General features: G+C 61.8%; 25 protein-coding genes. 19 read left to right on the top strand and 6 right to left on the bottom strand.

Annotated features, from left to right (window positions below; translation table 11 throughout):
* Window positions 1–7: 7 nt before the first annotated feature.
* Window positions 8–946 carry a LysR family transcriptional regulator gene (locus tag CNQ84_RS15225; protein WP_096005687.1) on the bottom strand — a complete coding sequence of 313 codons (939 nt, stop codon included), beginning with the start codon at window positions 944–946 and terminating at the stop codon, window positions 8–10.
* A gap of 166 nt (window positions 947–1,112) precedes the next feature.
* Between CNQ84_RS15225 and CNQ84_RS15220 the strand changes: the two genes are divergently transcribed.
* Window positions 1,113–2,321 carry an acyl-CoA dehydrogenase gene (locus CNQ84_RS15220; protein WP_083726386.1) on the top strand — a complete coding sequence of 403 codons (1,209 nt, stop codon included), beginning with the start codon at window positions 1,113–1,115 and terminating at the stop codon, window positions 2,319–2,321.
* Between the two features lie 231 nt (window positions 2,322–2,552).
* On the opposite strand, the gene infA is transcribed toward CNQ84_RS15220, so the two are convergent.
* The 3 genes from infA to aat form a co-directional block, all read right to left on the bottom strand.
* Window positions 2,553–2,771, bottom strand: a complete 219-nt coding sequence (gene infA / locus CNQ84_RS15215) for a translation initiation factor IF-1 (RefSeq protein WP_080050557.1) — start codon at window positions 2,769–2,771, stop codon at window positions 2,553–2,555.
* Window positions 2,772–2,931: 160 nt separating this feature from the next.
* Window positions 2,932–3,639 carry an arginyltransferase gene (locus CNQ84_RS15210; protein ID WP_096005686.1) on the bottom strand — a complete coding sequence of 236 codons (708 nt, stop codon included), beginning with the start codon at window positions 3,637–3,639 and terminating at the stop codon, window positions 2,932–2,934.
* Between the two features lie 114 nt (window positions 3,640–3,753).
* The gene (gene aat, locus CNQ84_RS15205) at window positions 3,754–4,449 is read right to left on the bottom strand and encodes a leucyl/phenylalanyl-tRNA--protein transferase (protein ID WP_096005685.1); all 696 of its coding nucleotides are present in this window, start codon (window positions 4,447–4,449) and stop codon (window positions 3,754–3,756) included.
* A 201-nt stretch (window positions 4,450–4,650) separates the two neighbouring features.
* Between aat and CNQ84_RS15200 the strand changes: the two genes are divergently transcribed.
* The 7 genes from CNQ84_RS15200 to CNQ84_RS15170 all read left to right on the top strand — a co-directional run bounded on the left by CNQ84_RS15200 (window position 4,651) and on the right by CNQ84_RS15170 (window position 12,820).
* Window positions 4,651–7,053 carry a DNA translocase FtsK gene (locus CNQ84_RS15200; protein WP_096005684.1) on the top strand — a complete coding sequence of 801 codons (2,403 nt, stop codon included), beginning with the start codon at window positions 4,651–4,653 and terminating at the stop codon, window positions 7,051–7,053.
* 16 nt (window positions 7,054–7,069) lie between these two features.
* The gene (gene lolA, locus CNQ84_RS15195) at window positions 7,070–7,708 is read left to right on the top strand and encodes an outer membrane lipoprotein periplasmic chaperone LolA (protein WP_096005683.1); all 639 of its coding nucleotides are present in this window, start codon (window positions 7,070–7,072) and stop codon (window positions 7,706–7,708) included.
* A 49-nt stretch (window positions 7,709–7,757) separates the two neighbouring features.
* Complete coding sequence (locus tag CNQ84_RS15190) at window positions 7,758–9,041, top strand: replication-associated recombination protein A (RefSeq protein WP_096005730.1); 1,284 nt, start codon at window positions 7,758–7,760, stop codon at window positions 9,039–9,041.
* Window positions 9,034–9,405, top strand: a complete 372-nt coding sequence (gene crcB / locus CNQ84_RS15185) for a fluoride efflux transporter CrcB (RefSeq protein ID WP_096005682.1) — start codon at window positions 9,034–9,036, stop codon at window positions 9,403–9,405. The genes CNQ84_RS15190 and crcB overlap by 8 nt, the downstream gene beginning before the upstream one ends.
* Before the next feature lie 39 nt (window positions 9,406–9,444).
* Window positions 9,445–10,728 carry a serine--tRNA ligase gene (gene serS / locus CNQ84_RS15180; protein WP_096005681.1) on the top strand — a complete coding sequence of 428 codons (1,284 nt, stop codon included), beginning with the start codon at window positions 9,445–9,447 and terminating at the stop codon, window positions 10,726–10,728.
* Between the two features lie 80 nt (window positions 10,729–10,808).
* On the top strand, window positions 10,809–12,230 hold the full coding sequence (gene cysG / locus CNQ84_RS15175; RefSeq protein WP_096005680.1) for a siroheme synthase CysG: 1,422 nt from the start codon (window positions 10,809–10,811) through the stop codon (window positions 12,228–12,230).
* A gap of 89 nt (window positions 12,231–12,319) precedes the next feature.
* A complete protein-coding gene (locus CNQ84_RS15170; RefSeq protein ID WP_096005679.1) occupies window positions 12,320–12,820 on the top strand; it encodes a thioesterase family protein in 501 nt (166 codons plus the stop codon).
* Here the strand turns inward: CNQ84_RS15170 and CNQ84_RS15165 are convergent.
* Together CNQ84_RS15165 and CNQ84_RS15160 are read right to left on the bottom strand one after the other, a co-directional pair.
* Window positions 12,817–13,503, bottom strand: a complete 687-nt coding sequence (locus tag CNQ84_RS15165) for a VOC family protein (RefSeq protein WP_096005678.1) — start codon at window positions 13,501–13,503, stop codon at window positions 12,817–12,819. The genes CNQ84_RS15170 and CNQ84_RS15165 overlap by 4 nt on opposite strands.
* A gap of 161 nt (window positions 13,504–13,664) precedes the next feature.
* Window positions 13,665–15,452 (bottom strand): arylsulfatase, encoded by a 1,788-nt coding sequence (locus CNQ84_RS15160; RefSeq protein WP_096005677.1) that lies wholly within the window; start codon window positions 15,450–15,452, stop codon window positions 13,665–13,667.
* Window positions 15,453–15,701: 249 nt separating this feature from the next.
* Between CNQ84_RS15160 and CNQ84_RS15155 the strand changes: the two genes are divergently transcribed.
* From CNQ84_RS15155 to CNQ84_RS15105, 11 genes are all read left to right on the top strand, one after another.
* Entirely contained in the window at window positions 15,702–15,917 is a 216-nt protein-coding gene (locus tag CNQ84_RS15155) for a dodecin (protein WP_083727778.1), read from the top strand.
* A 170-nt stretch (window positions 15,918–16,087) separates the two neighbouring features.
* Complete coding sequence (locus tag CNQ84_RS15150; RefSeq protein WP_096005676.1) at window positions 16,088–17,431, top strand: esterase/lipase family protein; 1,344 nt, start codon at window positions 16,088–16,090, stop codon at window positions 17,429–17,431.
* A gap of 151 nt (window positions 17,432–17,582) precedes the next feature.
* A complete protein-coding gene (locus CNQ84_RS15145; RefSeq protein ID WP_096005675.1) occupies window positions 17,583–18,278 on the top strand; it encodes a type 1 glutamine amidotransferase in 696 nt (231 codons plus the stop codon).
* Window positions 18,275–18,811: a lipocalin family protein gene (locus CNQ84_RS15140; protein WP_096005674.1), complete on the top strand. Its 537-nt coding sequence runs from the start codon at window positions 18,275–18,277 to the stop codon at window positions 18,809–18,811. Before CNQ84_RS15145 ends, CNQ84_RS15140 begins: the two co-directional genes overlap by 4 nt.
* Window positions 18,812–18,917: 106 nt before the next feature.
* Window positions 18,918–20,078, top strand: a complete 1,161-nt coding sequence (locus CNQ84_RS15135) for a GGDEF domain-containing protein (protein WP_096005673.1) — start codon at window positions 18,918–18,920, stop codon at window positions 20,076–20,078.
* Between the two features lie 106 nt (window positions 20,079–20,184).
* Window positions 20,185–20,730: a hypothetical protein gene (locus CNQ84_RS15130; protein ID WP_065335750.1), complete on the top strand. Its 546-nt coding sequence runs from the start codon at window positions 20,185–20,187 to the stop codon at window positions 20,728–20,730.
* Entirely contained in the window at window positions 20,730–21,035 is a 306-nt protein-coding gene (locus tag CNQ84_RS15125; RefSeq protein ID WP_096005672.1) for a winged helix-turn-helix domain-containing protein, read from the top strand. Before CNQ84_RS15130 ends, CNQ84_RS15125 begins: the two co-directional genes overlap by 1 nt.
* A 52-nt stretch (window positions 21,036–21,087) precedes the next feature.
* Window positions 21,088–22,008, top strand: coding sequence for a MotA/TolQ/ExbB proton channel family protein (locus CNQ84_RS15120; protein WP_096005671.1), 921 nt, complete (start codon window positions 21,088–21,090; stop codon window positions 22,006–22,008).
* Window position 22,009: 1 nt separating this feature from the next.
* Window positions 22,010–22,444, top strand: coding sequence for a TonB system transport protein ExbD (exbD, locus tag CNQ84_RS15115; RefSeq protein WP_096005670.1), 435 nt, complete (start codon window positions 22,010–22,012; stop codon window positions 22,442–22,444).
* Window positions 22,444–23,145 (top strand): TonB family protein, encoded by a 702-nt coding sequence (locus tag CNQ84_RS20605; RefSeq protein WP_174704264.1) that lies wholly within the window; start codon window positions 22,444–22,446, stop codon window positions 23,143–23,145. The genes exbD and CNQ84_RS20605 overlap by 1 nt, the downstream gene beginning before the upstream one ends.
* Window positions 23,146–23,160: 15 nt before the next feature.
* Window positions 23,161–25,770, top strand: a complete 2,610-nt coding sequence (locus CNQ84_RS15105; RefSeq protein WP_096005668.1) for an ankyrin repeat domain-containing protein — start codon at window positions 23,161–23,163, stop codon at window positions 25,768–25,770.
* Window positions 25,771–25,817 lie beyond the last annotated feature (47 nt).

Here is a 25,817-nt window from a genome sequence, read left to right as displayed (position 1 = left end):
CACGGTATCAGCTGGGCGCGGCGTCCTTGCTTTTCTGGTAGTCCCGTACCAGTTTCTGCGACAGCTCGATGATCTGTTCGCGCATCCAGCGGTTGGCCGGATCCTGGTCTGTGCTTTCATGCCAGAACAGGTGGGTCTCGATCGGCGGCACATCGTCAATCGGCAGGGCGACAGCATGCAGGTTGTGGCGCTTGGCGAAGCGCTCGTGCACTGTCATCACCATATCGGTGGACTCCATCACCAGCGGTGCCATCTGATAGTGCTGTGAACGCAGCACCACTCGGCGTTGCAAACCCATCTTGCCCAGCGCCAGGTCGACGTGGCCCAGACCATTGCGGCGGCTGGAGATATGAATGTGCGATTGAGCCAGGTAGTCATCCAGGGTGATGCGCTCTTTCTTGGCCAGTGGGTGGCCCGGGCGCATCACACAGACATGATGATCCTCGAACAGTTTGACGTGGCGCACCTGGGTATCAGTGTTTAGCGGCGCATCAATGGCAAAGTCGAGGCGACCAGCCGCCAGCTCCTTGGTGGTTTCACGGCGCTTGACCAGGAAGCTGTCGATGTTGATGTTCGGCGCCATGCGGCGGATGCGCGAGGCCAGATGGGGCAGAATGACTGCCTCCGTCAGGTCGGTCATGCTGATGCGGTAGGTCTTGGTTGCCTGCTCGGGGACAAAACTGCGGCTTTCCTGCACCGATACGCGCAGCAGCTGCAGGGCAGAGCGGACCGGCGTAATGATGTTCTGCGCCATCGGGGTAGGGACCATGCCCTGGGCAGTACGCACGAATAGCGGGTCGTTGAATGTCTCGCGCAGGCGAGCGAGAGCATTACTTACGGCTGGCTGAGTGATGCCGACAATCTGGCCTGCACGGGTCAGATTTGCCTCGGTATAGATGGCATCAAAGACAATGAACAGGTTCAGATCTACCTTGCTGAGGTTCATCGCATCATCCTTTGGTCAAATGGCTCATATCGAGACATGCAGTTCAGCGGAGTCGGCAAGTATATATCGCTTATGAATGTTAATACACGGCAAAAATAGGTTAGATAAATCCAGATTGGTCATCTAGCATTTTCTTCGTCGAACCCACCAAACGAAGGCAACCACTATGGATTTCGGATACTCCCCCAAGGTTAAAGAACTACGCGAGCGCGTTGACGCGTTCATGCAGGAACACGTTTTTCCGGCTGAAGCCACCTTTCACCAGCAAGTAGCCGAAGGGGATCGCTGGCAGCCCACCGCCATCGTCGAGGAGCTCAAGGTCAAGGCCCGCGCTGCCGGCCTGTGGAATCTGTTCCTGCCCGAATCCGACCTGGGCGCTGGCCTGACCAACCTGGAATACGCGCCGCTGGCCGAGCTGATGGGCCGCTCCGGCCTGGCGTCCGAAGCGTTCAACTGCAGCGCGCCGGACACCGGCAACATGGAAACCATCGTTCGCTACGGTAACGATGAGCACAAGGAAAAGTGGCTGAAACCGCTGCTCGCCGGCGAAATCCGCTCCTGCTTCGGTATGACCGAGCCGGGCGTTGCCTCTTCCGACGCCACCAACATGCAAGCCAACGCTCGCCGCGAAGGTGACGAGTGGGTCATCAACGGCCGCAAATGGTGGACGTCCGGCGCCTGCGATCCGCGCTGCAAGATCATGATCTTCATGGGTCTGACCAACCCCGATGCGCCGCGTCACCAGCAACACTCGATGATTCTGGTGCCGATGGACACCCCCGGCGTGAAGGTTATCCGCCCGCTGCCGGTATTCGGTTATGACGACGCGCCACACGGCCACGCCGAAGTGCTACTGGAAAATGTACGCGTTCCTTACAGCAACGTGCTGCTGGGTGAAGGCCGTGGCTTCGAGATCGCCCAAGGTCGCCTCGGCCCGGGCCGCATCCACCACTGCATGCGCTCCATCGGTGCCGCCGAGCGCGCACTGGAGCTGATGTGCAAGCGCTCCGTTGAGCGTGAAGCCTTTGGCAAGCGCCTGGCTCAGCTGGGTGGCAACATTGACCTGATCGCCCAATCGCGCATCGAGATCAACCAGGCTCGTCTGCTGACCCTGAACGCCGCTTACATGATGGACACTGTCGGCAACAAGGTCGCCAAGAGCGAAATCGCGCAGATCAAGGTTGTTGCGCCCAATGTTGCCCTCAACGTACTGGATCGTGCCATCCAGATGCACGGCGGCGCAGGTGTCTCCGATGACTACCCGCTGGCGCACATGTACGCCATGCAGCGCACCCTGCGCCTGGCCGATGGCCCGGATGAAGTGCACCGCGCCGCTATCGGCAAGCACGAGCTGGGTCGCTACATGCCTCGCTGATCGCCTGTCGGTTAAGAAAAACCCGCTCGCTTGAGCGGGTTTTTTTATGGGTTTGGCAGCGAGTCGCGTCGCTCGGAGGTCGGAGTACCAGGCGCAGGCATGCCTTTGGCATAGGCATCCCTATGTATCACGCGACCAACAACAACACCCGACTGGATCGGGTAGGGTGGTCATCTGCTGGGGGGTGGTAGTCAGCCGGGCGGGGAGGGTGCCCGGCGGGGGGACAGGGTGTCAGCGGGCGCGGTAGGTGATGCGACCCTTGGTCAGGTCGTAGGGAGTCAGTTCTACGCGTACCTTGTCGCCAGTCAGGATGCGGATGTAGTTCTTACGCATCTTGCCTGAAATGTGGGCAGTCACGACATGGCCGTTTTCCAGTTCAACGCGGAACATGGTGTTCGGCAGGGTGTCGATGATGGTGCCTTCCATTTCAATACTGTCTTCTTTTGCCATTAAGCAACAACCTCTCGGGGTGAAATTCGGGTGGGTGGTGGAGAGTACCCACAAAAAAGGTGGCTAATTGTGCCTGAAAAGAGCACAAGCGCCAAGTTTGAAGGGGATTTTTTCGTGGCGAGGCGGCAGCCCATCGCGCTGGCAGCCGCTCTGGGGCTGCCTAGCTGATGCGAATCCAGCGCTGGTTGACCAGCATTTCCAGCGGCCGGTACTCGGTCTTGTAATTCATCTTGCGGCAGTTCTTGATCCAATAGCCGAGGTAGACGGCTTCCAGCCCCAGGCGATGGGTTTCTTCGATCTGCCAGAGGATCGCGTAACGGCCCAGGCTGCGGCGTGGCTGATCCGGATCAAAAAAGGTGTACACCGCAGACAGGCCGTTACGCATGTGATCGGTGACGGCGATGGCAACCAGCGCGCCCTGCTCGCGGAAGGCGTAAAACCGGCAAAAGCTCCAGTCCTTGGCCAGGAAGGACTGAAATTGCTCACGACTGGGCGGGAACATGTCGCCGTCGGCGTGGCGTGCGTTGATGTAGCGCTCGTAAAGCGCGTAAATCTCATCGGTTGCTTCGGGCTTGAGCTCGCTGACCTGCAGGTCGCGATTACGCTTGATGATGCGCTTCTGGCCACTGCTGGGGGTGAAGTCGGCAGCGGGGATGCGCGCCGGAATACAGGCACTGCACTGCTTGCAGTGGGGGCGATAAAGGTGGTCGCCGCTGCGGCGAAAACCCAGCTCTGACAGATGGCTGTAGGTGTCCAGATCAATCGGCTGCTGCGGATCAAGAAACAGCGTCGTCGCGCGCTCTTCCGGCAGGTAGCTGCAGGGGTGAGGGTGCGTGGCGTAGAACTTGAGCTGCGACAGGTCAGTCATGACATCTCCCGGTCAACAATGCCTCGATTATAAAGGAAGCATTGATCAAATCCACACGGTCGCTGCGAGCCATCAGGCGCCCGGCCGCACAGCAAGGCGCTGCCGTCATGAGCGTTACACCCGTGCCGCACCCCAGGCTGAGGCGGTGCTGGGCGGGCAGAGGCGAGCCAGTTCCGCGCAGAACTCGGCGCGCGGCATGCTGCTGGCACCCAGGCTGAACAGGTGGTCGGTAGGCATCTGGCAGTCGATCAGCGCAAAGCCCCATTCCTCAAGCTGGCGTATCAGGGTAATGAAAGCCAGCTTGGAGGCATTGTCTACACGGCTGAACATGGACTCGCCAAAGAAGACTCGGCCCAGCGCAATGCCATAGAGGCCGCCTACCAGACTGTCATCCTGATAGACCTCCACCGAGTGGGCGTGCCCAAGGCGATGCAGCTCGATGTAGGCGGCCTGCATCTTGGGCGTGATCCAGGTCCCACCGGCGCCCGCACGGGGGCCGGCGCAGGCGCTGATTACCGCCGCAAAGTCGCGATCATACTCGACGCGAAGCCGTCCCTGGCGCAACACCTTGCGCATGCTGCGTGACACATGCAGGTCCGCCGGCCGCACAACGGTGCGTGGATCGGGGCACCACCAGAGGATCGGCTGGCCCGGAGCAAACCAGGGAAAGATACCTTGGCGGTAGGCTTGCAGCAGGCGAGGCGGCGTCAGATCACCGCCAGCCGCCAGCAAGCCGTTCGGCTCAGCCATGGCACGTTCTGGCGGCGGAAAGTCGGCGCTGTCAGCGGTCAGCCAGGTTAGTTGAGGCATGTGCAGGAGTACTCATAAAAAATTCAAACGTTTTGTCAGATACCGGTTATAAGTTATTGTCACCCATCAATAAAGTGGTGAATCAGCCGGGAACATTTGCAGTCAGCATCGGTCTGCTTGTGCTGTATTGTGCACTCTGATTGTGAAAACGGTCGACTCAGGCCGTACAATGACCGCCTCACCTGTGATGGAAGCTTTGTTTTGAAGGATACCGCAGCCCCGAAAACCCCGTTGGTCTGGCGTGAACAGCTGGCGCTGCGTCTGCGCGAGGGTGCTTTGTTGGCGATGATCGCCCTGTGCCTGTACCTGTGTATGGCGCTGTTCACCTTTGATGCAAGCGACCCGGGCTGGACGCGCAGCGGCAGCGTGGCCGACGTGCAAAACGCCGGCGGCCGGATGGGCGCCTGGATCGCCGACGTGCTGCTGCTGACGCTGGGCTACCTGGCCTTTCTGTTCCCCTTGATCGTTGCGGTCAAGGTCTATCAAATGTTCCGTCGGCGCCATCAGCCGATGATCTGGAACGGCTGGCTGTTCTCCTGGCGCCTGATTGGCTTTGTGCTCACCCTGCTGGCGGGCACCGCGCTGGCCGCGCTGCATGGCACGCCCGGTGCTCATTTTCCGGAGGGGGCGGGCGCAGGCGGCGTGCTGGGCGAGCTGCTGCGTGATTTGGCGTACCCTGTGCTGAACATGCAGGGCAGTACGCTGTTTTATCTGACCCTGTTTCTATTCGGTCTAACCGTGTTCACCAACCTGTCGTGGCTCAAGGTCATGGACCTGACCGGCAAGTTGACCCTGGATCTGCTGGATCTGCTCAAGCGCGCCTGGCAGAGCTGGCGCGCGCGCCGCGCCGACGGCCGCATGGATACGCCAGTACAGCGCGAGAGCCGCGCTCCGGCCCCGCGCAAGGAGCCGGCCTTCAGCGTTGAAGAGCAGCGCCGCGCCGACGCCTCAAAAGCCCAGCGCCAGGAAGCCCTGGCTCGTCATGTCGCGGCGCGCGAAACCCGCACGCCACCGGAAATTGTGCCGCTGGACACCAAGCCGGCCGAGGCCAGTGTACGTAGCCAGAAGGAAAAACAGTCGACGTTGTTCAGCAATACCAGTGACCCGGGCTCCCTGCCGCCGATTGGCTTGCTGGATCCACCGAGCAAGAAAACCAAAGGGTTCTCTGCCGAGTCACTGGAGGGCATGTCGCGCCTGCTTGAGCTCAAGCTCAAGGACTTTGGTGTCGAAGCCGAGGTTGAGAAGGTACAGCCAGGCCCGGTGATCACCCGCTTCGAGATTCAACCGGCGCCGGGCGTCAAGGTCAGTAAAATTTCCAACCTGGCCAAGGACTTGGCGCGTTCGCTGGCGGTGATCAGCGTGCGTGTGGTTGAGGTGATTCCGGGCAAGACGACGGTGGGTATCGAGATTCCCAACGAGGACCGCGAAATCGTGCGCCTGTCCGAGGTATTGGAAACACGCGAATTCGATGAGGCCCAGTCTCCCGTCACCCTGGCGCTCGGTCACGACATCGGCGGTCACCCGGTGATGGCTGATCTGGCCAAGATGCCCCACTTGCTGGTGGCCGGTACCACCGGCTCGGGTAAGTCGGTCGGCGTGAACGCTATGCTGCTGAGTATCCTGTTCAAGGCGACGCCTGCCGAGGTCCGTCTGATCATGGTCGACCCGAAAATGCTGGAGTTGTCGATCTACGAGGGCATTCCGCACCTGCTCGCGCCGGTTGTGACCGACATGAAGGAAGCCTCCAACGCACTGCGCTGGTGTGTGGCCGAGATGGAGCGTCGCTACAAACTGATGGCGGCCATGGGGGTACGTAACCTGGCGGGCTTCAACCGCAAGGTGAAAGACGCGGCCAAGGCGGGCACGCCACTGACCGATCCGCTGTACCGCCGCGAAAGTATGGAAGACGAGGCGCCGGAACTCGAATCGCTGCCGGTGATCGTAGTGGTAATCGACGAATTTGCCGACATGATGATGATTGTCGGCAAGAAGGTCGAAGAACTGATTGCGCGTATCGCCCAGAAGGCGCGGGCCGCCGGCATCCATCTGATTCTGGCGACTCAGCGCCCCTCGGTCGACGTGATTACCGGTCTGATCAAGGCGAACATTCCGACCCGTATGGCCTTCCAGGTATCCAGCAAAATCGACTCGCGCACCATCCTGGACCAGGGCGGCGCCGAGCAGCTGCTGGGCCACGGCGACATGCTTTATATGCCGCCGGGCACCAGCTTGCCGGTTCGTGTTCACGGTGCATTTGTATCGGACGATGAGGTGCATCGCCTGGTCGACGAATGGAAACAGCGCGGCGAGCCGGATTACATTCAGGATATCCTGGATGGCGCTGACGACTCGGCGGGCGGTAGCAGCTTTGACGGCGGTAGTGGTGGTGGCGACGACAGCGAAGAAGACGCGCTGTACGACGAGGCCGTGCGTTTTGTGACCGAAAGTCGCCGCGCCTCCATTTCTGCGGTGCAGCGCAAACTCAAGATTGGCTACAACCGGGCCGCCCGAATGATTGAGGCGATGGAAATGGCCGGTGTAGTTACCGCAATGAACACCAACGGTTCGCGCGAGGTGATTGCACCGCCGCCGGTCCGGGATTGAGGGGAGTAACCCTGCCATGTTGAATCGCATCACTGGTTGGCGCTGGATTGTGCTGTGCGCGGCGCTGCTGACAACGCCGGCGATGGCTCAGGATGAAGCGGCGGCCGCCGAGCGCCTGAACGAGCTGCTGTCGGCGGCTAACACGCTGACGGGTAATTTTTCGCAAATGACGCTCAGCTCCAACGGCTCCAACCTGCAGGAAACCAGCGGCCAGGTAACCCTGCAGCGCCCGGGCAAGTTTCGTTGGCATACCGATCCTCCGTTGGAGCAGGTGCTGATCTCCGATGGCGAGCAGGTCTGGCTGTACGATCCGGACCTGATGCAGGTCACCATTCAGGCCCTGGATCAGCGACTGACGCACACTCCCGCGCTGCTGCTGTCTGGCGACGTCAGCACCCTGACCGACAACTTCAGCATCCGCTGGACTCAGGGCGGTACCGTCGACGACTTTGTGTTGACCCCCAAGGCCAGCGACACCATGTTCGAGACGCTTCGCCTTTCCTTCCGCGACGGGCTGATCAACGACATGCAGCTCAATGATCCGATTGGCCAGCGCACCAACATTCTGTTCCAGAATGTGGTGCTGAATGAGCCAGTCGCTGCCGACGCCTTTCAGTTTGAGGTGCCGGACGGGGTCGATGTGATCAGTGAATAACGGCGGCCTGTTCGCTGCGCCCGCACCGCGCGAGCCGCTGGCCGCGCGCATGCGTCCGCGCAACCTTGATGAATACGCCGGCCAGGCGCACCTGCTGGCTGCCGGTCGGCCGCTGCGCACCGCGCTGGAGCAGGGCGCACTGCACTCCATGATCTTCTGGGGGCCGCCCGGTGTCGGCAAGACCACCCTTGCGCGCTTGATCGCGACAGTCACCGACGCCCACTTTGAAACCCTCTCGGCGGTGCTGGCCGGCGTGAAGGATATTCGCCAGGCGGTGGATATCGCTCGGCAGAACTACGCCGCCAACGGGCGCCGCACCATCCTGTTTGTTGACGAGGTACATCGCTTCAACAAAGCGCAGCAGGATGCGTTCCTGCCCTACGTCGAAGACGGTACCTTGCTGTTTATCGGCGCCACCACTGAAAACCCGTCGTTCGAGCTGAACAACGCCTTGCTCTCCCGAGCCCGTGTCTACGTCCTCAAGGGGTTGGACGAGGAGGCCTTGAGCGGCCTGCTGGACCGCGCCCTGGAGGACACGGAGCGCGGTCTCGGTGCGCTCCAGCTGCAGCTCAGCCCGCAGGCACGGCAACTGCTGCTAGATGCTAGCGACGGCGACGCACGTCGCCTGCTCAATCTGCTGGAGATTGCCGCCGATCTGGTGGAGCAGGGCGGGGTCATCGAGGTCGAGTTGCTCGGTGAACTGCTCAGTGACAACCGCCGCCGCTTCGACAAGGGCGGTGAAGCCTTTTACGATCAAATCTCAGCACTGCATAAATCCGTGCGCGGCTCCAACCCGGACGCCGCTCTCTATTGGTTCGCACGCATGCTCGATGGCGGCTGTGATCCGCTGTACATCGCGCGCCGGGTGGTGCGCATGGCCAGCGAAGACATCGGCAACGCCGACCCCAGAGCGCTGACGCTCTGTCTTAACGCCTGGGACGTGCAGGAGCGTCTGGGCAGCCCGGAAGGCGAACTGGCTGTGGCCCAGGCCATCACCTATCTGGCTTGCGCGCCCAAAAGCAACGCGGTCTACAACGCCTTCAATACCGCCATGCGCGATGTGGCCGGGCAGGGCTCGCTGGAGGTGCCGCTGCACCTGCGCAACGCGCCGACCAAGCTAATGAAAGAACTGGGCTACAGCGACGGTTATCGCTACGCGCACGACGAGCCGGAGGCCTATGCGGCCGGCGAAGACTACTTCCCCGAAGACCTGGAACCGCGCCAGTACTACCAGCCGGTGCCGCGTGGCCTGGAACTAAAAATCGCGCAGAAACTTCAACACCTGCGCAGCCTGGATGCGACCAGCAGCAGACAACGGAGGTCGGATGATTAAGCTCTGTCTGGCGGTCATGCTGGGCGGCGCCGTGGGGGCTCTGGCGCGCTTCGGCGTAGCGCAGTGGTCCATGGCGCATTGGCCCAAGCTGTTTCCGTTGCCAACCTTGCTGGTGAATCTGCTCGGATGCCTGCTGATCGGTGTACTATACGGCCTTTGGCTGGAGCGCCCGGAGCTCTCGCCGGTGCTGCGGCAGCTGCTGGTCACCGGCTTGCTGGGCGCTTTTACCACCTTTTCGACCTTTTCTCTGGACACGCTGCGGCTGCTGGAGAATGGCGAAGGCCTGCTGGCACTGGGCTATGTGCTGCTCAGTGTCTGCATTGGACTACTCGCCACCTGGGCTGGCCTGTCACTGACGCGCTGACCAGCCGTCACCTGAAACTGCAAAAGATGATGATCACCCATGCTTGATGCCAAACTCGTTCGTACCCAACCGCAACTGCTCGCCGAGCGCCTGGCCACCCGTGGTTTCGCGCTGGATCTGGCCCAGCTCGATGCGCTGGAGTCTCGCCGCAAGGCTGTGCAGACCCGCACCGAAACCCTGCAGGCCGAACGCAACAGTCGCTCTAAGTCGATCGGGCAGGCCAAGGCGCGTGGCGAAGACATTCAGCCACTGCTGGCCGACGTTGACCGCATGGGCACTGAGCTGGCCGAAGGCAAGCAAGAGCTTGAAGGCATCCAGCAGGAGCTGGACGCGCTGCTGTTGAGCATGCCCAACCTGCCGGCCGAATCCGTTCCGGTCGGTAATGACGAGGACGAGAACGTTGAAGTGCGCCGCTGGGGCACGCCGCGCAGCTTCGACTTTGAGGTCAAGGACCACGTGGCACTGGGCGAACAGCACGGTTACCTGGACTTTGAAACCGCAGCCAAACTCTCGGGTGCGCGCTTTGCCCTGATGCGCGGGCCGATCGCGCGCCTGCACCGCGCGCTGGCGCAGTTCATGCTGGATCTACACGTCAACGAGCACGGTTATGAAGAGGCCTACACGCCCTACCTGGTCCAGGCCGAAGCGCTGCAAGGCACCGGCCAGCTACCCAAATTTGAAGAAGACCTGTTCAAGATTCAGCGCGGCGACGACCAGCGCGATCTGTACCTGATCCCTACTGCTGAAGTGTCGCTGACCAATATCGTCAGCCAGAGCATTCTCGGCGCAGAAGAACTGCCGCTGAAACTGACCGCCCATACCCCGTGCTTCCGCAGCGAAGCCGGCTCGGCTGGTCGTGACACCCGCGGCATGATTCGCCAGCACCAGTTCGACAAGGTCGAGATGGTACAGATCGTACGCCCGGACGAGTCCGCAGCCGCACTGGAAGAGCTCACCGGTCATGCCGAAGACGTGCTCAAGCGCCTGGAGCTGCCGTACCGCACCATGGCCCTGTGCACCGGTGATATGGGTTTCAGCGCGCAGCAGACGTACGATCTGGAAGTCTGGATTCCGAGCCAGGGCAAGTACCGCGAGATCTCATCCTGTTCCAACTGCGGTGATTTTCAGGCCCGCCGCATGCAGGCCCGCTGGCGTAACCCGGAAACGGGCAAGCCGGAGCTGGTACACACCCTCAACGGGTCGGGTCTGGCGGTAGGGCGCACGCTGGTTGCCGTGCTGGAAAACTACCAGCAAGCCGACGGCAGCATCGACGTGCCGCAGGCGCTGCGTAGCTACATGGGTGGTGCCGAGCGCATCGGCTAAGCTGAGTTGACCTTTCCTCCAGAGCGGGAGCCGATGGCTCCCGCTTTGCTGTCATGACCTTGCAGACGAGAAAGCCCCGTATGGAATTTCTGCCACTGTTTCACAATCTTGCCGGCCGTCGCGTGCTGGTTGTCGGCGGTGGCGAGATCGCCCTGCGCAAGGCGCGCCTGTTGAGCGAGGCAAGTGCTTGCCTGTACGTGGTCGCGCCACAGATCGAGCCAGCACTGCGCGAGCTGGTTGCCGACACCGGTGGCGGCATCCGAGAGGGTGGCTACCAGCCGGCAGACCTGAATGACGCCGTGCTCGTCATCGCCGCGACCGATGACGAGCCGCTTAACGCTCGAGTCTCAGCCGACGCCCAGGCACTGCGCATACCGGTCAACGCGGTAGACGCGCCACACCTGTGTACGGTGATCTTTCCTGCCATTGTTGATCGCTCGCCGCTGTTGATCGCTGTGTCCAGCGGCAGCCATGCACCGGTGCTGGCACGTTTGACCCGGGCACGTATCGAAACGTTGTTTCCTGCCGCCTATGGCCGGCTGGCCCAGTTGGCCAAGCGCTTCCGCCAGCAGGTGAAGGAAGCCTTTCCGACCATCAACCAGCGCCGCGCTTTCTGGGAGAACATCTTCCAGGGTGAGGTGGCCGAGCGTGTCTTCGCCGGCCGCGACGCTGACGCAGCTGTCATGCTGGAGGCCGAGCTCAACGGTCAGCGCGATCAGGTGTATCGAGGCGAGGTCTACCTGGTCGGCGCTGGTCCCGGTGACCCGGATCTGCTGACGTTCCGTGCCCTGCGGCTGATGCAGCAGGCCGATGTGGTGCTGCATGACCGGCTGGTCGCGCCGGCGATCATCGACCTGTGCCGCCGTGACGCTGACCGCATCTACGTCGGCAAGGCGCGCAGCGATCACGCCGTCCCGCAAGAGGAGATCAACCAGCTGCTGGTGCGTCTGGCACAACAGGGCAAGCGTGTGCTCAGGCTCAAGGGCGGTGACCCCTTCATCTTCGGCCGGGGTGGCGAAGAAATCGAAGAGCTGGCCACCCACGGTGTGCCGTTTCAGGTCGTGCCCGGCATTACCGCTGCCAACGGTTGCTCCGCCTATGCGGGTATCCCTCTGACGCACCGTGACTACGCGCAATCCGTCCGCTTTGTTACCGGGCACCTGAAAGACGGCAGTACCAATCTGCCGTGGCGTGATCTGGTGGCGCCGGGGCAGACACTGGTGTTCTACATGGGGCTGGTCGGCTTGCCTGACATCTGCAGCCAGCTGATTGCTCATGGGCGCGACGCGCAGACACCGATTGCACTGGTACAGCAGGGCACCACCCAGAATCAGAAGGTACTGATCGGCACCTTGGCCGACATGGCCGAGCGCGTGGCCGAAGAAACCATCAAGCCGCCAACGCTGCTGATTGTCGGCGAGGTGGTCCAGCTGCACGACAAGCTCAAGTGGTTTGAAGCCCAGGCCGGCGCCAAGGGTGTGCTGGCAACGGAGCAGGGCTAAACTGCCAAATGCTGGACGCAGTGCCGTCCGGCGCTGGTGCGCAGCGGGCGAATAGGGCAGGGTGTAACCCATTGTTTCAGGAGTTACCCATGACCACATCGCCCCTCACCCCACCCACGCCCGACGACGCGCCAGAACTGCTGCCCGACGACCTGGTCAAGACAGTTCACGGGTTCTTCAACCGTATTCCCTACAACCAGTTGCTGGGCATCGAGATTGACGAGATTCGCCCCGACTGCGTGGTAATGAGCATCCGCATGCGCCCCGACCTGATCGGCAACTACACCCAGGGCATTCTGCACGGCGGCGCCATCTCCTCGCTGATCGATGTATGCGGTGGCGCGATGGCCCTGATTGGCGCGTTCGAGAAGCATGCCCACCTCAGTCTGCAAGAGCGTATGACGCGCTTGTCCAAGCTGGGCACCATCGATCTGCGTGTCGACTACCTGCGGCCAGGCCGAGGGGAACAGTTTGTCTGCACCTCTGTGCCTCTGCGCTCCGGCAACAAGGTCGGGGTGGTGCGCTCCGAGCTGCACGCCGACGACGGCAACCTGATCGCGGTCGGCACGGGCACCTACCTGTGCGGCTAACCGATCGCCTTGCCTGTTACCGAGGCGCGCTCTGACAGCTCGATCCAGATCCCGTCCGGGTCGCGGATAAAGGCGATACGCGCGGTACTGCCCATGGTTACCGGCGCCTTTGCGCCGTCGGCGCCAACGGCCAGAGCGCTGGCATAGGCAGCGTCACAATCAAACACCTGCAGCGTCAAATAACGCAGCCCCTTGGCCGCCAGCGCCGTCGCATCAGGGGCGCTGTTCGCGCCTGCCTGTTCAAGCAGTATCAGCGCCTCCCCACAGCGCAGCACACCGGCTGACACCTCGACACAGGCAAGGACCTGCTGATAGAAGCGGCTGCTTCTGGCGACATCGCGAACCTGCAGACGAACGGCCAGGCCGTGAATCCCCTGATGGCCGATCGGCAGCAGGGTAATCATGTTGCCATCCGGGTCTTGCAGCTGTTGGGGCGTGTCGAGGCCGGCGAGCGCCACCAGCAAAGCGGCAATCGGCTGGCGCTCTGCCGCCGGCAAGGGATCGCGGGCATCGTTCAATTTCAGCACGGCTTCGCCGGCTTGGTAACGATGCTGGCGCACGCCACCACCCAGCTTGAGCGTATGGTCGAACGGCAGGCCAACCTGCTCGGACCAAAAACGCTGTTGCGCCTCATACTGATTGGTAAACAATCCAACATCGAAATAGGCTTTGGCCAGACTCACTGGGTTTTCCCCCGGCAATGGGCGGGCCGGTGACCCGCGGATAACCACCCCCAGTGCATTGGAGGTGGCGCATGGCACAAGCCTAGTCCGCCTGCCGTGCGTGGAGCCAGATCGAATCAGCAGGCAAATTCTCGATCATTGCGTCAGCTTATCGACGCCGGTCAGCGGCGTTGGCGACGCACCAGCAACCAGCCACCTAGCACCACCAAGGCAATCACGGCCAGACCGAACAGCAGCAGACTCAGGCGATGATTGGCGATGAACTGCTCACGGCCGTTTTTCTTCACCTGCTCCCATGCCCGGTAATCGGCGGGCACTTCGATGACCTGATTGCGCACCACGTAGTCGCGGTAGATCTGCATCATCTGCTCGACTTTCTCGGGATGTTGCTCCGCTAGGTTATGCCGCTCCAGCGGGTCTTCGGTCACATTGAACAGCTGCGGACCGTCTCGGGCCGGAATCGAGTTGGTTTTGGAGGTCACCAGCTTGTAGTCGCCCAGCCACACGGCAATGCCGCCGGCCAGTTCGTACACCGTGGGGTGCTCGGGGGCGTGTACTCGCTCTGCACGCCCCTCGAGCAGCGCACGCATGCTGGTGCCCATGATCGCGTGCACCGGCTGGCCGCGATACTCACCATCGGGCTGCGCTACGCCGGCGATGTCCAGCAGGGTTGGCGTGATATCGGTGACGTAGCCAAAGCTGTGGGTTCGCGTGCCGGCCGCGATACGGCCAGGCTGGCTGATAATCAGCGGTACGCGCATGCCACCGCTGAACGGCGAGCCCTTGAACGAATAGAACGGCGTGTTGGAGGCATAGGCCCAGCCCGGACCGTATTCGCTGTAGCTGCCGGGGGCGCCCAGGGCGTCGTAGTCAGTGTTGTAGCGCAGGCGATAGAACAGCGGCGCGACCTCGCGAAGCACGGTTGATTCACCGCCATTGTCACTCATGAACAGAATCAGCGTGTTGTCATACTGCCCGCTGTCTTTGAGGTAGCGGATGACCTTGCCGATACTCTGATCCATCGCCTCGGCCATGCCGGCAAAGACGGCCATCTGGCGACTGCGGTAGGCTTTTTCATCGTCCCCCAGGGAGTCCCAGTCGATATGGGTGCGCTGATAAAAGGTACCCCAATCGTCGGTTACCGGGTTCTCGCCGCTGTCCGGCAATAGTCCGCTGGCCAGTTGGCGTTGATAACGATCAGCGCGAATCTGGTCCCAGCCGGCGGCATACAGTGACTGGTAGCCCTCGATGTACTCTTCGGGCACCTGGTGCGGCGCATGCACCGCCTGGAAGGCCAGGTAGCCGAAAAAGGGCTTGCCCTGCGCCCGCCCGCCATCGATGTAACTGATCAGTTTGTCCGCGTAGGTAAACGAGGAATAGAAGTTGTCGGGCAGGTCGACCGGCTTGCCATCCTCAAGCCAGGTGGCCGTACCACCGGGCAGGTAATGTTTGGCTTCCCAGTTGTCGGCACCACTTTCCATCAAGGCGAAGGAGCGATCAAAGCCGCGCGCTACCGGCTGGCTCTGTGGTCGTCCGCCCAGGTGCCACTTGCCCGCCATGTAGGTACTGTAGCCCGCGTCCTGCAGCAAGCTGGGCAGGGTGACTACGCTGTCGTTTAACCAGCCTTCGTAGCCTGGCTGACCCTTCTGATTGTCGGCCATGATTTCTTTCATGTTGCCCATGCCCACCAGGTGATTGTCGACGCCGGTCATCAGCATTGAACGGGTAGGCGAGCAGGTGGCGGCCACATGAAAATTGGTGAACTGCAACCCTTCGGCGGCGAGTTGATCAATATTCGGGGTGCTGATTTCGCCGCCATAGGCGCCAGCGTCACTGAACCCCAGATCATCGGCGACAATCAGCAGGATGTTGGGCCGCTCAACCGCCGTAACGGAAGTAACGGGGCTGCCGAGTGCAAGCAGCAGGGCAAAGGGAAGCAAGCGCTGCATGAGGGGTGTCCTTGTTGTTTTATTGATAGCCGTCAGTATGGTCTTTTGCTGCTGTCCGGGCTGCGGCCCTGGGTGGCCAACCGACTGACTCTGGCAGCCAGCCGCTGTCAGGTTGCGGCCCCTGCGCAGCAGCGCCGATCAGCCTTACCCGTTCGATTCTGCAGGAACTCTGGCAGCCTCGCTGCCGTCGATGAAGTACCGGGCGCCTGTTATTTGCGCCGGGTTTGCATACGTCAATGGAGGTAACACATGTCGGATCATCACCTGTACAAACGCATCGAGATTGTCGGCTCTTCGCCCACCAGCATCGACGATGCCATCAGCAGCGGTATTGCCGAATGCGCCAAGACGGTAAAAAACCTGGAATGGTTTGAGGTGCAGGAAACCCGCGGCCATATCGTCGATGGCAAGGTCGCGCACTTTCAAGTGGTGATGAAGGTGGGTTTCCGCGTCGAGGGTAGCTAGTGCTGCTCGACGTTGCGTGACCAGCCAGGCTGGTCACCAGCGAATCCACAGATTCAGAGGGCGCTGTGCAAGGAACGCAGCAGCGTCTAAGGTTAATAACCGAACCCGGCAGGAAGCCGTCCAGCAGTCGTCATTCGCGCCGAGCCCGATATCCAACGCGGAGACGATCTATGCTGGTCATTCTGCACGGCTGGAGCGACAGCTACAGCTCCTTTCGCGACCTCGCCAAACGGCTCGCCAACCCACCGCCCGACGGTATCTCTGCCGAGGTAGCCGACATCCATCTGGGCGACTACATCTCGCTGGATGACCAGGTCACTTTTGCTGATCTGGTGGCCGCGCTTGATCGTGCCTGGGACGACCGCGGGCTGCCGCGCACGCCCAAAAGCGTCGATGCCATCGTGCACAGTACCGGTGGCCTGGTGATCCGTGACTGGCTGAGACGGTTTGCTCCTGATTGCCGCCCCATTCACCATTTGCTGATGCTGGCTCCGGCCAACTTCGGCTCGCCGCTGGCACACACGGGGCGCTCGGTCATCGGGCGGGCCGTGAAGGGCTGGAAGGGCAGCCGCCTGTTTGAAACCGGCGCGCAGATTCTCAAGGGGCTGGAGCTGGCCAGCAGCTACAGTTGGGAGTTGGCCGAGCAGGACCTGTTCAACGCCGACGCGCCACTGGGTGATGGCAACCTGTTGTGTACTGTGTTGGTCGGCAACAGCGGCTACAGCGGCATCGCCGCCGTTGCCAATAAGCCCGGCACCGATGGCACCGTGCGGGTATCAACGGCCAATCTACAGGCAGCCCGTATGCTGATCGACTTCAGCCAACAACCGGATGCCGCGCCGCGCATCGACTATCAGGAGGCCCAAGCGCAGGGACTGGCCTTTGCCGTGGTCGACGGCGAAAATCATGGCAGTATCACCGCCAAGGGGCGGGGCACCCGGGAGTCGATGACCTGGAACCTGATCTGTGGTGCGCTGATGGTGCCGGACAGCGGCTTTGCTGACTGGCGTCAGCGGCTGGCGGAGCACACCGACGAGGTCAGCCGTGCCGCCAGTCAGCGTGATGGTGATCACTACAATGCCTACCAGAACACGGTCATTCGCGTCATGGATGACCAGGGCGCTGCCGTGACTGACTACATCATCGAGTTCTATTTCAACGACGATAAAACCCGTCGCGACCGGTGCCTGACCCGTCTGGTGCAGGAAGACGTCATCAGTTCGGTGCATGTGTATTCCCAGGCCAGGCACTACCGTAGCCTGCTGGTCAATTGTGATCGTTTGCAGGCTCTGTACGAGCGCCCCGAGGATCGCCTGTATGTCAGCATAACGGCCTGTCCCGAGCTGGATGACAACAAGGTCGGCTACCGCACCTACCGTGACACCGATATCGGCGCACTGATGCTGGATGTGGATCAGGCCCGTGATCTGTTCCGGCCACACCGTACGCTGCTCATGACGCTGTGCCTCAAGCGCTACCAGCAGGCCGATGTGTTCCGCTTCAAGGACGTGTGAGACGCAGATCACCCTCGGGTCACCGGCAGGGAACCTTTGTCAGCCATGCCCATCACATGAGCGAAGCGCTGATCAATAACCGGCCCAGACCGCACGCGGGTCGAGCAGCGCTGTCTGGCCGTTAGAAGCTGTATGAAGGAGCAACGAGGGCATGCGCGCGCATTACCTGCAACACGTCGAGTTTGAAGGGCTGGGGATTATCGAGGACAGCCTGCGGGCAAGGGGAGTAGAGGTCAGCGGCACGCGCCTGTACGCAGGAGACCCTCTGCCTTCACTGGACGATTTTGATCTGCTGGTGGTTATGGGCGGCCCCATGAGCGCCAACGATGAAGCCGAGCTGCCATGGCTGGCACATGAGAAGGCGTTTATACGCCAGGCGCTGACCGCCGACAAACGCGTGTTAGGTGTTTGTCTGGGCGCGCAGCTGATCGCCAGCGCGCTGGGCCAGCCGGTGTACCCGGGGCCGGAGCGAGAGATCGGCTGGCTGCCGGTTTTTGGCAATACGCACCTGAACGGCGCGGCCTTTCACTTTCCTGACCGGATTGAGGTGCTGCACTGGCATGGCGAGACCTTTGATCTGCCCGCCGGCGCGGTGCTGCTGGCGTCAAGTGACGTCTGCCGCCACCAGGCATTTCAGTTGGGCCGTTCGGTCATCGGGCTGCAATTTCACCTGGAAGCCAATCGTGCACTGCTTGATGCCTTCGTCACGGCCGACGCCGCATCACTGGTGCCGGGCGGCCAAGTGCAGAGCGCGGAGCAGATTCTGGCGGTGTCGCAGAAAACCCTGGATGCGACAGCGGCCCTGTTGGAGCGCCTGCTTGACTACCTGCTGGAGGAATACCCATGAATAAACATGCCATTGCGTTGGCCGCACTGGCCATCACCGCAACCGCCGGCTGCGTGCGCCTGCCCACGGGCGTGGAGCCAGTCAGCCCCTTCGACGCCGAGCGCTATCTGGGCACCTGGTACGAGGTCGCGCGCCTGGACCACGGTTTCGAGCGTGGCCTGAGCCAGGTCACGGCCGAGTATAAAGAAGCTGCTGACGGCAGCATCAGCGTGATCAACCGCGGCTGCAACGCCGAGAAGAAACAGTGGGATCAGGCAGAGGGCACAGCGCGCTTTGTGGAAGACGACAACACCGGTTATCTCAAAGTGTCATTCTTCGGGCCCTTTTATGGCACCTACGCGGTCTTCGGGCTAGACGACGACTACCAGCACGCCTATGTTTCCGGCCCCAACCACGACTACCTGTGGCTGCTTGCTCGTGACCCCAACCCCGATGCGGAGGTCAAGCAGGCCTTTGTCGAAGCGGCCCGCCAGCGCGGTTTTGCGGTCGAAGACCTGATCTGGGTGGAGCAGGGCAACAGTGCCTGCCCCTGAAGGGCGGCAAATGCAAAACACGGCAACCGGGCATGGCAAGAGGCCATGAACAAGGGGTATTCTGAGCACAAAAAATAACCCTGCAGGGTGATTGACTGTGCTCGACATGACGACCCTTATGCTGGTTTTAGCGCTGACCACCGCCACTGCAGTGTTATGCCTGCTGGTCGCTGCAGCGCTCAACCCTCAGGTACCGGCCATGCGATTCTGGGCGCTGGGCCTGACCATGGTGGTCGCCGGAGCCTTGTTGCAGTCTGCCCGTGAGTATCTGCCGCTGTGGATCAGCGCGGTGGCACTAACCCAAGGGTACCTCGTACTCTGGTGGGGCGCGCGCTGCTACCGTCTTCGCGCCTCGCCGCCGCACCTGTTGCGCTATCAATTGCTGTTTCTGCTCGCCCAGGGCCTGGCTTTTTTCATTCTGCGTGATTCTCTGCGCTTCAGTATCCTCACCCACAGCGCGGTCGTCGTCGTCATCAGCCTGCTGATGGCACGAGAGCTGCTGCTCACATCGGGGCGACAACGCACGCTGACCATTGCCTGGTGTGTCATCTGGGGGATGCACGCGGCGCTCTACCTTCGCCGCTTTGTGCTCTACTGCATTGACCCGGTGTACATCCAGGCCACCACCTTCGAGCAAGCCGAGCCAGTCGAGGTGCTCAATTACCTGGAAGGGATCGTCTTCATCTACGCGTTTTCGATGCTGTGCATCATGTTTCTATTGCGCCGCCTGCAGGAAGAACTCAAGCAGCAGGCCAGCTATGACTCCCTTACCAACCTGCTCAATCGTCGGGCCTTTGATCAGGCCGCACAACAGCAACTGACGGCAAATCGTCGTGAGGGCCATAGCGCAGCCTTGATGCTGCTGGACCTGGACCATTTCAAGCGCATCAACGACACCTGGGGGCATCAGGCCGGTGATCGCGTGCTGGCCAGCTTCGCTCGCCTGCTCGGTGGCCATCTGCGCGATCAGGATCTGGCCTGCCGTTTCGGCGGAGAAGAGTTTCTGCTGCTGGTCAGCAATATCGATGGCGCGCAGATAGAGGCTCTGACGCAACGCTTGCGCAGCCAATGGCAGTCCACCGATGTTGGCGCGGGAGAGGACAGCCTAAGCGCCACCGTCTCCATCGGGTATACCTTGATTGCGCCGAACGAGCAGGCGCCATTGCATACCCTGGTCGAGCGCGCGGATCAGGCGCTGTACCGCGCCAAGGAGAATGGCCGCAACCGAGTAGAGGCCTGGGCGCCGGGCGTTGTCGAATCGAGCTGACGGCGCAAAAAGACCAGACAGTTTTTTCTGATACGCATCTTGTTTTTGTCTACTCTGTCAAATAGAGTGCTTTGCAACGATAAAAACAAAGATCACGGATATTGCTATGCCACCTTCTCGGGACGAGGCCGCCCAGGCGCTGCGCGAAATCAGCAACGTGCAGGCTCGTGTTGCCGGCTTTCAGGACTATCGCTTTGAGGCCCAGCAGCTCATGCTCTGGGGCAGTCTCAATATGGCCGGGTGCATCCTGAGCGCCTTGCTACAGTCGCACCTGTTACTGATTTGGGGGGCGATTGCCCTTAGCGGCGTCGTTCTGGGCACCCGCATGGCGTGCCGCAGTAGCGACGCCCCCGGCATTGCCCCGCGCTACCTGTTAATAATCCTGTCCATTCTGCTGTTCGATGTCATCTTGCATGTGCTGTTCTGGCCAATTACGCCGCGCCAGGGCGGCATGATCGTTCCCTTGTTTGTCGCCACCCTCTACGTCATCCGCGGCGCCCAGTCGCGTCCACGCTACATCGTGCTTGGCGCGGCTCTGGCACTGTTGTGCTGCTGCGCCTACTGGTTTGCCGATACCCACTACTGGTGGTGGCTGGCGTTCAGCTGGGGCGGCACGCTGATCGTCGCAGGCTGCTGGTTGCGGAGGTGCTGATGCAATCTCCCAACGATCTGATTCATCAACCGGTACGCCTGAAGATCATGGCCGCGCTGAATACGCTCGGTTCTCGGCAGTGGCTGGATTTTGTATCCCTGCGCAGCATTGTCGACACCACCGACGGCAACCTTGGCGCGCATCTTGGCACCCTGGAGGGGGCTAACTACGTACAGATCAAAAAAGATTTTGTCGGCAAGAAACCGCGTACGCGGGTTTGCCTGACAGCGGGCGGGCGTGAGGCCTTTGGCCAATACGTGGCCGAACTGCACGCCATTCTGACGCCACAGAACATCGACGGCTAGACAGCCAACGCATGCTACAGATCAAACAACAAACACAATAATCGGAGTTTCCATGCACATTCGGTCCTTCTCTCACTCCGCCAGCCGTTGGCAACAGCGTTTGCGCGCCCTTTCATTACTGGTTCTGCTGGGTGCTGGGGGCACCTCGGCGGGGCTGGTGTTGGCACAGGCCGAGAGCGACAGCGCCCAGACGCAGACAGCGGTGCAAGCACAGTCGCCAGCAGCCCAGACGGCTGCGGTAACGCAGGGCGCGCCCGCGCTGAATACGGCGCCGACGGCGGCTGACGTCGACGCCCCGCATACCAGCTTCGGCGTAAAGGAAATGTACCTGCAGGCCGATCCGCTGGTGAAGTCGGTGATGATCCTCTTGGTATTTTGCTCACTGCTGACCTGGGCGGTGCTGCTGGAGAAGGTCTTTGTATTTGGCCGCGCGCGGCGCCGCAACGCGCGTTTTCTCAAAGCATTCCGTGCCGGTCAGCCCGAACAGTTGGGCGACCAGCTGGAACACAGCGCAATGGGCCGCATGTGGCAGGTCGCTCAGAGTGAGCTGCGTCACTACCGCAACGTCAACGCCGACAATCACGAACCAGACCGCATCAACCGACTGCTGCAACGCATTGCCCTGACCGCAGGCATCGTGCAAGAGCGCGATCTGGCACGCATGGGCACCATGATGGGGGTGCTTGCCACCATCGGCGCGACCGCACCCTTTATCGGCCTATTTGGCACCGTCTGGGGGATTCTCAACAGTTTCGCCAGCATCGCCACGCTGAAATCAGCCAGCCTGGCTGTGGTGGCACCCGGTATCGCCGAAGCCTTGCTGGCGACCGCTCTTGGCCTGTTTGCGGCGATTCCAGCGGTGATGATCTTCAACAAGTTTGCCCGCGATATTAATGGCTTTGTCGGCGCGCTGGACAATTTCTCGGCAGAGATGATCGCCAGCGTTTCCCGTCAACTGGACGAAGGGCGCTGATATGGGCATTCAGCTGAACTCGGGGCCGCTGGTCAAACGGCACAACTATCAGGAAAACGCCGAGATGAATATCACGCCCTTTGTGGATGTGATGCTGGTGCTACTGATCATTTTCATGGTGGCAGCGCCGCTGGCGACGGTGGATGTGCCGGTTGACCTGCCAAGCAATGCGGCAGCGCCCAACCCACCGCCGGGGGAGCCGGTGTATGTCAGCGTGCAGGCCGACGGCAAGCTCTTTGTTCAGGAACAGGCGTTGAGCCTTGAGCAACTGGCCGCCGGCGTGCACGGCATCACCGGCAACGATGTGCGCACCCGGCTGTTCCTGCGCGGCGACAAGGCCGTCGAATACGGCACGCTGATGCAGGTAATGAATACCCTGCAGAAAGCCGGCTACAGCCAGATCAGCCTGGTCGCCTCGGAAGAACTGGAGCCCTGATGGACACAAACGCAAACCGCAGCCGCTGGCCTGTTCGCCTGCTGGTCGCGGCGGTGTCGATCGGCCTGCACCTGGCGTTGCTGGCCTGGCTGATGGGCGCGCAGTTCCGTCATCAGCCGTTGCCAAGCAGGCCGGATGCGATTGCGGTGGACCTGTATGTCCCGCCACCACCGCCACCGCCGCCGCCAGAACCGGAGCCCGAACCTGAGCCAGAGCCAGAGCCGCTGCCCGAGCCGCCCAAGCCTCAGCCTGCGCCGCGGCCAACGCCACCGACAAGCCCGCCCAAGCCGAGTGGGCCGCCGGTTCACAGCTTTGGCGCTAACCAGCAATGGGCTGCGCCGCCAAGCCCACCGCCAGCAGCGCAGGCCAGCAGCCGGGGCCGGATGGCACCCTCGGGTTATGCCGACACCGTCAAGGGCAGGGTCACGGCGCAACTGCGGCGGCCCGCTGGCTCCGTCTACAAACCACCGCCCGGCTATCGGGGTGATCCGGAGGACTTCAAGCGGCAATGCTACATCCCCTATGAGATCACGGTGGATGAGCGCGGCCAGATGATTGCCTTCGAGATTGACCCGTGCGGCGACACCGTGCTGGATCGGGCGGCCGAGCAGGCGATTCGTCAGGCCGGTCCGTTCCCGCCGCCACCGGGTGGCGGAGCAGGGCGGTACACCATCTACGGCACAGCCATTTTCATTGATTGATCAGGGAGTGAACGCATGTTGAACCCATCACGCGGTGCATTGATCGCTCTGACTGCGTTGCTTGGCGCCTGCGCCAGTAATCCACCTCCGGGCCCAAAACCCAAACCCGACCTCACGCCGCGCCTGTCCGCCTTGCCGACACCGGGCCGGGCCAGTTTCGACTGCAGCGGCGCCTTGCCGGAAGTACACCGCCAGGTGTGCGCCAATGATGCGCTGGCTGCCCAGGATCGCACTCTTGCGGATCTGCTGCACCAGCGGCTGGACCAGCTGGATCTGCCCGGGGCACTGGCCCTGGCTGCCAGTCAGCGCCAGTGGCTGCTTGCGCGTGGCGGCTATTGCGGGCTTGGCAATGCCTCCGACAGCACACTGTTAGACAACCCTGACGCTCAGCGTTGCCTGCAAGGGCTCTATCGCGAGCGTATAGAGCAGATCCGTCGGTGGCCCGAACCACAAACTGCTGCGCGATCCCAGCGTCATGGCTGGGCAAGTTATGCGGAGTTTCGGGTAGCTGATGAACAGCGCCCCGGTTTCTGTGGCCCGATCGCGACCGCGCTCAACAACGCTTTGGCTGCCAAGGGTGACCCCGATATCAATCAGTTGGCCGGTGCCGAGCTGTTGGCCGGCAATCGCTCTGCGGACAATGAGGTATCAGCCAACGGCCATCGCTACCGGGTCGAGCTCTACAACGCCGGCCTCTACGCCGGGTATCAGCAGCGCGCACGCGGCCTGCGTATTGATGATCGTGTGGTCATGGACCATCGCACCCTGCCAGCCTGGGTTGCCAAGCAGCCGAACTACGGCGGTCGCGCCAACGCCTCCTCTTCGCAAACCAGCGACTATGCCAGCATCGACCTGTTCCGCTACCAGGGTGAACTGCTGGCGCTGGTCAACGAAACCTGGGGCTTCTACTCCCCGGCAGCGCGCGGCGAGTCCGCCTACGCCGGGGTATACGCCCTTGGCACTGAGCTGCAGCCGCTGTGCCTGATGCAAAGCTATCTGACGCCGCCGCGCACCGACACCCTGCGTGGCCTGCCGAGCTTTGCGCTGCTGGATGCAGAGCTGAGCAGTCTGGCTGGCGACCCGTTGCCGGGCTACTCGCAGCAGGATCGACGCGACTTGCACCAGCGCTGGAAAGAGTATCAGTGGACCTTGTTGAACCTGCCATTGCTGGGGGTGGATGAATACACTCGCAGCGGCCGTGCAGCTGCCATCCGGCAGCGTCATGATGCCGCGATGGATGCTTTTTTTGCCTGGTCAGAGCGTAACCTGGGCAACAAGCAGCGCTACCGGCGCATGATGCCCATGCTTGTACCGGCCCAGCAGGAACTGAACCAGATGTTTGCCGATCAGGGCCTGAGCACTGAGGAAGCACAGCTGGCTGCCAGCCTGCTGTTGCACGAAACTTTTGCTCGCAGCATGGAGAACCTGCAGTTGCCTGAGCAGCTGCCGGAGGACGTGCCCGCGCCCTTTGCCCGTTACCAGCCGCGTTATGCGTTTGCGCCCGAACCAGGTGCCCTGGAGCAGGGGCGCCAGTTTGCCACCCTGCACAGCGTGCTGCTCAATGGCGCACCGCTGAACGTCGTCAGTGATTTTGTGGATTACGAGACCGAGGTGCTGGGGCCTGCGCGCGGCCAGGGGCCGGACGGCGATACCGCCCTGATGGCGGCGGTTGCCAACCCCGAAGCCGTGAGCCTATTGCTTCAGCGCGGCTTTGACCCCAACGCCGGTAATGCCTGGGGTAAAACGCCCTTGATGGTGGCTGCCGAGCAGAACCAGATCGAAAGTATGCGTCGTCTGCTGGCCGCTGGCGCCAATGTGCATGCTGAAACAAAAGCCGCACCGGGTGTTGGCGTGGGCGGCCCTGATCGGCGTGAGGCTGCCCAGGGCCGGCAGACTGCACTCTTGCTGGCAGCGGCCAACGCCGGAGAGGGCAGCATCCGCACGCTGACCGAGGCGGGCGCCCTGCGCCAGGCCTGGCGCGGATACGATCAGCAGATCTGCCGGGCCGTCGCGGCCAACCAGCAACTGTCCGCCAGCCAGCGCGACAGCTTCAAAGCCTCTGAACTCTGTGCCTCGACCTATGCGCCATTGCCGGTCAGCGCGCAAAAGGCGGTGGATATTCGTGCTGGCGAAGAGCTGCAGGTACGGGAAGATGGGCAGGTTTATCCGGTTCGCCTGCTGACGCGTCCGGCCAGCGTGCTCTTCGGCAGGGCTGCACGCCTGCACCCGAACGAACTGCTCGACGAGGTGGGGTCGATGGCGGTGAATGTTGCCATCACCGCACAGCGTCGCGGCCAGGTCGGCGTCGCCGGCCCGCTGAATCTGGTGTTCGATGACCTGGCCAGCAATTCGCCAGAGCAACTGAACTTTACCGTCGCCTTTCCGGTCGACGGAACACCGGTACCGCAAGCGGGCTACCAGACACGCCAGGTACCCGAGCAGCAGGTACTCAGTCTAGACTTTGATCGCACGCAGCACAGTGTGGAGTCTGCATGGCGTGCGCTCTACAGTGCTGCCTATACTCAAGGGCTGAAGCCTGCACAAAGTGGATACGTTGTGATCGACAATCGAGGCGTGCGTCGGGTCAGCTATCAACTGGTGGTCACAGACCAGTACACGGAGTAGCCAGGCCAAGCCATGACCCGGTAGCCAAGCTACCGGGCGTTCGATAA

The organism is Pseudomonas abyssi (assembly GCF_002307495.1).
GTDB lineage: Bacteria > Pseudomonadota > Gammaproteobacteria > Pseudomonadales > Pseudomonadaceae > Halopseudomonas > Halopseudomonas abyssi.
This window is presented reverse-complemented; position numbering and strand designations above follow the sequence as displayed.

What these genes read in the sequence shown, in the direction of transcription:
- CNQ84_RS15150 (WP_096005676.1), top strand. Translation starts at nt 16,088, where the DNA reads ATGCTGGTCATTCTGCACGGCTGGAGCGACAGCTACAGCTCCTTTCGC.
- CNQ84_RS15190 (WP_096005730.1), top strand. Translation starts at nt 7,758, where the DNA reads ATGCGTCCGCGCAACCTTGATGAATACGCCGGCCAGGCGCACCTGCTG.
- exbD (WP_096005670.1), top strand. Translation starts at nt 22,010, where the DNA reads ATGGGCATTCAGCTGAACTCGGGGCCGCTGGTCAAACGGCACAACTAT.
- infA (WP_080050557.1), bottom strand. Translation starts at nt 2,771, where the DNA reads ATGGCAAAAGAAGACAGTATTGAAATGGAAGGCACCATCATCGACACC.
- CNQ84_RS15225 (WP_096005687.1), bottom strand. Translation starts at nt 946, where the DNA reads ATGAACCTCAGCAAGGTAGATCTGAACCTGTTCATTGTCTTTGATGCC.
- CNQ84_RS15170 (WP_096005679.1), top strand. Translation starts at nt 12,320, where the DNA reads ATGACCACATCGCCCCTCACCCCACCCACGCCCGACGACGCGCCAGAA.
- serS (WP_096005681.1), top strand. Translation starts at nt 9,445, where the DNA reads ATGCTTGATGCCAAACTCGTTCGTACCCAACCGCAACTGCTCGCCGAG.
- lolA (WP_096005683.1), top strand. Translation starts at nt 7,070, where the DNA reads ATGTTGAATCGCATCACTGGTTGGCGCTGGATTGTGCTGTGCGCGGCG.
- aat (WP_096005685.1), bottom strand. Translation starts at nt 4,449, where the DNA reads ATGCCTCAACTAACCTGGCTGACCGCTGACAGCGCCGACTTTCCGCCG.
- cysG (WP_096005680.1), top strand. Translation starts at nt 10,809, where the DNA reads ATGGAATTTCTGCCACTGTTTCACAATCTTGCCGGCCGTCGCGTGCTG.
- CNQ84_RS15130 (WP_065335750.1), top strand. Translation starts at nt 20,185, where the DNA reads ATGCCACCTTCTCGGGACGAGGCCGCCCAGGCGCTGCGCGAAATCAGC.
- crcB (WP_096005682.1), top strand. Translation starts at nt 9,034, where the DNA reads ATGATTAAGCTCTGTCTGGCGGTCATGCTGGGCGGCGCCGTGGGGGCT.
- CNQ84_RS15160 (WP_096005677.1), bottom strand. Translation starts at nt 15,452, where the DNA reads ATGCAGCGCTTGCTTCCCTTTGCCCTGCTGCTTGCACTCGGCAGCCCC.
- CNQ84_RS15125 (WP_096005672.1), top strand. Translation starts at nt 20,730, where the DNA reads ATGCAATCTCCCAACGATCTGATTCATCAACCGGTACGCCTGAAGATC.
- CNQ84_RS20605 (WP_174704264.1), top strand. Translation starts at nt 22,444, where the DNA reads ATGGACACAAACGCAAACCGCAGCCGCTGGCCTGTTCGCCTGCTGGTC.
- CNQ84_RS15135 (WP_096005673.1), top strand. Translation starts at nt 18,918, where the DNA reads ATGACGACCCTTATGCTGGTTTTAGCGCTGACCACCGCCACTGCAGTG.
- CNQ84_RS15105 (WP_096005668.1), top strand. Translation starts at nt 23,161, where the DNA reads ATGTTGAACCCATCACGCGGTGCATTGATCGCTCTGACTGCGTTGCTT.
- CNQ84_RS15220 (WP_083726386.1), top strand. Translation starts at nt 1,113, where the DNA reads ATGGATTTCGGATACTCCCCCAAGGTTAAAGAACTACGCGAGCGCGTT.
- CNQ84_RS15145 (WP_096005675.1), top strand. Translation starts at nt 17,583, where the DNA reads ATGCGCGCGCATTACCTGCAACACGTCGAGTTTGAAGGGCTGGGGATT.
- CNQ84_RS15210 (WP_096005686.1), bottom strand. Translation starts at nt 3,639, where the DNA reads ATGACTGACCTGTCGCAGCTCAAGTTCTACGCCACGCACCCTCACCCC.
- CNQ84_RS15155 (WP_083727778.1), top strand. Translation starts at nt 15,702, where the DNA reads ATGTCGGATCATCACCTGTACAAACGCATCGAGATTGTCGGCTCTTCG.
- CNQ84_RS15120 (WP_096005671.1), top strand. Translation starts at nt 21,088, where the DNA reads ATGCACATTCGGTCCTTCTCTCACTCCGCCAGCCGTTGGCAACAGCGT.
- CNQ84_RS15140 (WP_096005674.1), top strand. Translation starts at nt 18,275, where the DNA reads ATGAATAAACATGCCATTGCGTTGGCCGCACTGGCCATCACCGCAACC.